Genomic DNA, 6,040 nt, shown 5'->3' on the forward strand with positions numbered 1-6,040 from the left:
ATACGTTCAATTATCATGAATAAAGCGGGTTTACCGCAAAGTCGTAAAAAAAATACGAATGACAAAGACTATTGGTTAATCCAAAAACTTTCTTACCGCGAAGACGCAAAGTTCGCAGAGAAGGGCTTGGAGATGTTTGGTTAAAACCCTGTAAAGCGTTTGAACATACTTTGTGCCCTTTGCGCCTTTGCGGTGCATGGTTTCAGGTTTTGACTGAAGAGCCGAAAAGCTTGTTTACCGCGAAGACGCAAAGTTCGCAAAGAAGAGTTTGGAGATGTTTGGTTAAAACCCTGTAAAGCGTTTGAACATACTTTGTGTCCTTTGCGCCTTTGCGGTGCATGGTTTCAGGTTTCGACTGAAGAGCCGAAAAGCTTTTTTACCGCGAAGACGCAAAGTTCGCAGAGAAGAGATTGTGAGTGTTTGATTAAAACCTTGAAAAACATTTAATTCACTTTCAGTTCTTAGTACCTTTGCGGTGTAAATTATTAAGGGGGGATGATGAAAGAAGATGTTCTTTCGAATAAGGTCATTGGTGCGGCTATAGAGGTTCATAAGACTTTAGGGCCTGGGCTTCTTGAATCTGCATATGAGAAGTGTCTCTGTCGTGAATTCGATTTGATCGGTTTACCATATGAAACTCAGAAACAATTGCCCTTGAGTTATAAGAACGAATCACTTGATTGCGGTTACAAGCTTGATTTAATTGTTGACGACTCTGTCATTCTTGAGTTGAAATCTGTTAACAAACTTGAGCCGATTCACGATGCTCAACTACTGACATACTTGAAATTAACCCAGTGCAGGTTGGGGATGTTGTTAAACTTCAATGTTCCTTTGATGCGCGATGGAATAAAGAGAATTGTAAACAATCTGGTTTAGAATTTCTTGGCGTTCTTTGCGCCTTTGCGGTGAAAATGAACTTATCATCAAAAATATACGTTGCCGGCCATCAGGGGATGGTTGGGCGGGCTATTGTTCGCAAGCTGGAAGCGGATGGTTTCAATAACCTTCTGTTGCGTGGCAGGGATGTTCTCGATCTGTGCGACCAACGGGCGGTCTCCGATTTTTTCGCGTCCGAGAAGCCTGACTACGTATTCCTGGCGGCGGCCAAGGTCGGCGGGATCCACGCCAACAACAGTTACCCGGCCGAGTTCATCCATGACAACCTGGTCATTCAATCGAATATCATCCATTCCGCCTGGCGGACCGGGGTTGAGCGGCTGCTCTTTTTGGGCTCTTCCTGTATCTACCCGAAACTGGCACCCCAGCCGATGAATGAAGATGCCTTGCTGACCGGTCTGCTTGAACCGACCAACGAGCCGTATGCCCTGGCCAAAATCGCCGGGATCAAGTTGTGTGAGTCGTATAATCGCCAATACGGAACAAAATTCGTGTCGGTCATGCCGACCAATCTCTACGGCCCGTTTGATAACTTCGACCTGCAGAGCTCGCATGTGTTGCCGGCCCTGATGCGCAAACTGCATGAGGCAAAACTCTCCGGTGCCGACTCTGTTGAAGTCTGGGGTAGCGGCACGCCGAAAAGGGAGTTTCTGCATGTCGATGACATGGCTGCAGCCTGTTTCCATATCATGCAGTTGCCGGATGACCTTCTGGCCGCGCAGCTTCTGAATTATCCGGAACCTTCCTTTGCCAATGTCGGCACCGGGGTTGACCTGACCATCCGCGAATTGGCAGAAACGATCAGTGAGGTTGTTGGCTTTGCCGGAGAACTGGTTTTTGATCCCTCGAAGCCGGATGGAACGCCGCGCAAGCTTCTCGATGTATCGCGGCTGGAGAAGCTTGGATGGAGCGCGGAGGTTGATCTGAAAAGTGGAATTGAGTCAACTTATCGTTGGTTTCGTGAAAATTTCTCAAATACTTAAATCTTGTTTACCGCAAAGACGCCAAGTTCGCAGAGAAGAGCTTGTAAGAGATTTGATGGAACCCTGAAAGGCATTAGGGTTTACTTTGCGACCTTTGCGCCTTTGCGGTACATGGTTTCAGGTTTTGACTGAAGAGCCGAAAATCTTGTTTACCGCGAAGACGCAAAGTTCGCAGAGAAGGGTTTGGAGATGTTTGGTTAAAACCCAAAAAAAAATTGAATTTACTTTATGTCCTTTGCACCTTTGCGGTGCATGCTTTTTCAGTTTTTGATTAAAGGTTATCCCATGATATTACCCGTCATTCTTTCCGGCGGTGCCGGCACCCGACTCTGGCCGCTGTCACGTGAACTCTATCCGAAACAGTTGCTGCCACTGGTCGGGGCCTCGACCATGTTGCAGGACACCGTTGCCCGTCTGCACGGTATCGAGAGTCTTGCGGCACCGATGATTATCTGCAATGAAGAACACCGCTTCATGGTGGCAGAGCAGCTGCGGATGATCGATATCGATCCATCGGCAATTATTCTTGAACCTGTCGGGCGCAATACCGCACCGGCAGTGGCGATAGCGGCTTTGCAGGCGACGCCAAGGGAAGATGACCCGATCCTGCTTGTTCTGCCGGCAGATCATGTGATCAAGGATCGAACGGTATTCCGCACAGCTGTGGCCAATGGCGCGCAATTGGCTGAAGAGGGTCGCCTGGTCACTTTCGGCATTGTTCCCGATGCACCTGAAACCGGATACGGCTATATCCGCTCCGGTGCTGAACTGTCGCATTCTGGTCTGCAGGTCGCCGAATTTGTCGAAAAGCCCGATCTGGAAACGGCGCAGAAATATCTCGCGGATGGCCGCTACTTCTGGAACAGCGGCATGTTTATGTTCAAGGCTTCGGTCTATTTACGGCAACTCGAGAAATTCAACCCGGAGATGCTGAGCGCCTGTCGTGATGCATTCGATTCAATGAGTTCCGATCTTGATTTCCTTCGCCTCGGCAAAGAGTCCTTTGCCGCCTGTCCGAAAGACTCGATCGACTATGCGGTCATGGAAAAAACGGACAAGGCTGCTGTTATCCCGCTGGCGGCCGGCTGGAGCGATGTCGGGTCCTGGTCATCGCTGCGCGAGGTCAACGAACAGGATGGCAATGGCAATGTTATTCACGGCGATGTATTTTCCACCGGCAGCAATGATTGTTACCTGCATGCCGACAGCAAGTTGGTTGCTGCCATCGGGTTGCAGGATATTGTCGTTGTTGAAACCGCTGATGCGGTACTGGTTGCCGGCAAGGATTCCGTGCAGGATGTCAAGAGCGTGGTTGAATGGCTGAAACAGGAAGGGCGTGATGAGTCGCTGCTGCATCGCCGGGTCAACAGGCCCTGGGGAACCTTCGAGAGTGTCGACCAGGGGGAACGGTTTCAGGTGAAGCGGATTGTCGTCAATCCGGGAGCCAGTCTGTCTCTGCAGCGCCATCAGCACCGGGCCGAGCATTGGGTCGTGGTGAGCGGCGTTGCCCGGGTCACTTGCGGCGACGAGGTCCGGATGATGAATGTTGATGAGTCGACTTACATTCCGGTTGGGGCAGTGCATCGACTCGAGAACCCGGGGGATGTGCCACTGGAGATTATCGAGGTTCAATCGGGTGGGTATCTCGGTGAGGATGATATCGAGCGGTTTGAGGATAATTTCGGAAGGTGAGAAAGTTTGCAGTTTACAGTAGGCAGTTATCAGCAAAATATATACTGTAAAGTAGTGAGCAGTTAACTGCCAACTGCTTTATGGAGTATTTAAGGGTTTAAAGATGAAATATCTCATCACCGGCGGGGCCGGTTTTATCGGCTCCAATTTTGTTCGTCACCTCCTGCAATCAGAGCCATCCTGCCAGATTGTCAATCTTGACAAGCTGACTTATGCCGGAAACCTGAAAAGTCTCGAAGATCTGGCCGAAGATTCACGGTACCGTTTTGTGCAGGGGGATATCTGCGACAAGGTTCTGCTTGAAAAGCTGTTTGCTGAAGAACAGTTTGATGCGGTTGTTCATTTTGCCGCAGAGTCGCACGTCGATCGCAGTATCGACGGCCCGGCCGAATTCATCGAGACCAACATTGTCGGGACGTTTACCCTTTTGGAAACGGCCAGGAAGTATTGGGTGACTGAAAATCCTTCAAACATGAGATCTCGCAGGTTTTTACATGTCAGTACGGATGAGGTCTACGGGTCGCTCGGGGAGACCGGGCTCTTCTCGGAAACAACTCCCTACGATCCGCATTCACCTTATTCGGCGAGCAAGGCGGCATCGGACCATCTGGTCAGCTCCTATTTTCACACATACGGTCTACCTGTTCTGATCACCAATTGTTCGAACAATTACGGTCCCTATCAGTTCCCGGAGAAGCTGATACCGCTGATGATCAACAATGCCCTGAACGGCAAGAGTCTGCCGGTTTACGGCGATGGCAAAAACGTTCGCGACTGGCTTTACGTGGTTGATCACTGCAAGGCAATCCGGGCTGTCCTGGCGACTGGCCGGTTTGGCGAGACCTACAATGTCGGCGGCAATAGCGAGCGCCGGAACCTTGAAGTCGTGCATGCGCTGTGCGATATTCTTGACGATCTTGCGCCGCCGCTCGAATCAGGTGAGCCGCGCCGTTCGCTCATCACCTTCGTCACCGATCGACCCGGCCATGATCGGCGGTATGCCATTGATTCATCCAGGATCAGGCAGGAGCTTGGTTGGGAACCGGACGTAACCTTCGAGCAGGGCCTGCGCGAGACGATTCAGTGGTATCTCGAGCATCCGGAATGGTCTGCTTCAGTCCTTGACGGGTCTTATCAACAATATTACGAAAAGATGTATAAGGATCGGTGATCAGTTGGCTGGAGGCTGGAGTTCAGGCTATTTGCGGCGGGCTGACTTGTTATCTAATTTCATCTAAACATAAAACTTGACTTGAATTAGGATTTTTAATTATGCCTGGAATCAAAAAGGGAATTGTACTGGCCGGCGGTGCCGGCACCCGGTTGTATCCACTGACTCTTGTTGCCAGCAAGCAATTACAGTCGGTTTATGACAAGCCGATGATTTATTACCCTTTGTCCACCTTAATGCTTGCCGGAATCAGGGATATCCTGATCATTTCAACACCACATGATACGCCGCGATTCAAAGAGCTTCTCGGTGATGGTTCGCGCTTTGGTATTAACCTTTCCTATGCGATTCAACCCGAGCCGAAAGGGATCGCCCAGGCCTTTCTGGTCGGTGAGGAGTTTATCGACAAGGACCCGGTTGCCCTGATACTTGGGGATAACATTTTTTATGGCCGTATCGATCTCGTCCGGATATTTTCTGAATTCAAGAAAGGCGCAACCGTTTTCGGTTATCCGGTCAAAGACCCGGAACGGTATGGCGTTATCGAATTTGACAAAAATGGAAAAGCGATCAGTATTGAGGAAAAACCGGTTCAGCCAAAATCTCATTATGCCATTCCGGGGTTGTATCTTTATGACGGCAAAGTAGTTGAACTGACAAAGAATTTAAAGCCGTCATCCCGCGGTGAACTTGAGATTACCGATCTGACAAGTCTTTACCTTGATCAACATGAACTCGATGTTATAAATCTTGGTCGCGGGGTCGCCTGGCTCGATACCGGGACCCATTCAAGTTTACTTGAGGCCAGCCACTTCATCGGCACGCTGGAGGCACGTCAGGGGCTCAAGATTGCCTGTCTTGAAGAGATCGCATATCGAATGGCCTTTGTAAACAAGCAAAAGATGGCAGAAATCATCTCCGAAACCCCTGCTTCAAGCTATCGTGAATACCTTGAATCGGTTATAACTGCCATTTGATGCTACCATCGACAATCTCAGTGAAGCGAACGGGCGTGATCAAGACTTTTTAGCCGCTGATGAACGCCGATGTGCGCTGGTAAAACCCAAGATATTTTAATGCAAAGGCGCAAAGAATAGCAGATTCAATTTCAACGGAGAGTCGGAGAGAGCACCGCCACACAGGGACCGTCCCCGAACGGGGGCTGTCCCTAAATAAAATAAAACTGATCAAACCAATAAAACGAATTGAAACCGAAGTTGATTTTCCTCTGTGCCCTCTGCGTCCTCGAGTGAGTGAAACGAACGGGCGTGATAAAGGTTGAAGGTTGTTGTTG

5 protein-coding genes are annotated in these 6,040 nt (G+C 49.7%); all 5 read left to right on the plus strand.

Going from position 1 to position 6,040, the window contains the following annotated elements; translation table 11 throughout:
- Window positions 1-498: 498 nt before the first annotated feature.
- A complete protein-coding gene (locus tag C0623_12700) occupies window positions 499-879 on the plus strand; it encodes a GxxExxY protein (protein ID PLX98381.1) in 381 nt (126 codons plus the stop codon).
- A 35-nt stretch (window positions 880-914) separates the two neighbouring features.
- Window positions 915-1,883 (plus strand): GDP-fucose synthetase, encoded by a 969-nt coding sequence (locus C0623_12705; GenBank protein PLX98382.1) that lies wholly within the window; start codon window positions 915-917, stop codon window positions 1,881-1,883.
- Window positions 1,884-2,168: 285 nt separating this feature from the next.
- The gene (locus tag C0623_12710; protein ID PLX98385.1) at window positions 2,169-3,575 is read left to right on the plus strand and encodes a mannose-1-phosphate guanylyltransferase/mannose-6-phosphate isomerase; all 1,407 of its coding nucleotides are present in this window, start codon (window positions 2,169-2,171) and stop codon (window positions 3,573-3,575) included.
- A gap of 103 nt (window positions 3,576-3,678) precedes the next feature.
- Window positions 3,679-4,746 (plus strand): dTDP-glucose 4,6-dehydratase, encoded by a 1,068-nt coding sequence (gene rfbB / locus C0623_12715; GenBank protein ID PLX98383.1) that lies wholly within the window; start codon window positions 3,679-3,681, stop codon window positions 4,744-4,746.
- A 101-nt stretch (window positions 4,747-4,847) separates the two neighbouring features.
- The gene (rfbA, locus tag C0623_12720) at window positions 4,848-5,723 is read left to right on the plus strand and encodes a glucose-1-phosphate thymidylyltransferase (GenBank protein ID PLX98384.1); all 876 of its coding nucleotides are present in this window, start codon (window positions 4,848-4,850) and stop codon (window positions 5,721-5,723) included.
- Window positions 5,724-6,040: the final 317 nt, after the last annotated feature.

The organism is Desulfuromonas sp. (assembly GCA_002869615.1).
Classification (GTDB): domain Bacteria; phylum Desulfobacterota; class Desulfuromonadia; order Desulfuromonadales; family UBA2294; genus BM707.

What these genes read in the sequence shown, in the direction of transcription:
- rfbA (PLX98384.1), top strand. Translation starts at nt 4,848, where the DNA reads ATGCCTGGAATCAAAAAGGGAATTGTACTGGCCGGCGGTGCCGGCACC.
- C0623_12705 (PLX98382.1), top strand. Translation starts at nt 915, where the DNA reads ATGAACTTATCATCAAAAATATACGTTGCCGGCCATCAGGGGATGGTT.
- rfbB (PLX98383.1), top strand. Translation starts at nt 3,679, where the DNA reads ATGAAATATCTCATCACCGGCGGGGCCGGTTTTATCGGCTCCAATTTT.
- C0623_12700 (PLX98381.1), top strand. Translation starts at nt 499, where the DNA reads ATGAAAGAAGATGTTCTTTCGAATAAGGTCATTGGTGCGGCTATAGAG.
- C0623_12710 (PLX98385.1), top strand. Translation starts at nt 2,169, where the DNA reads ATGATATTACCCGTCATTCTTTCCGGCGGTGCCGGCACCCGACTCTGG.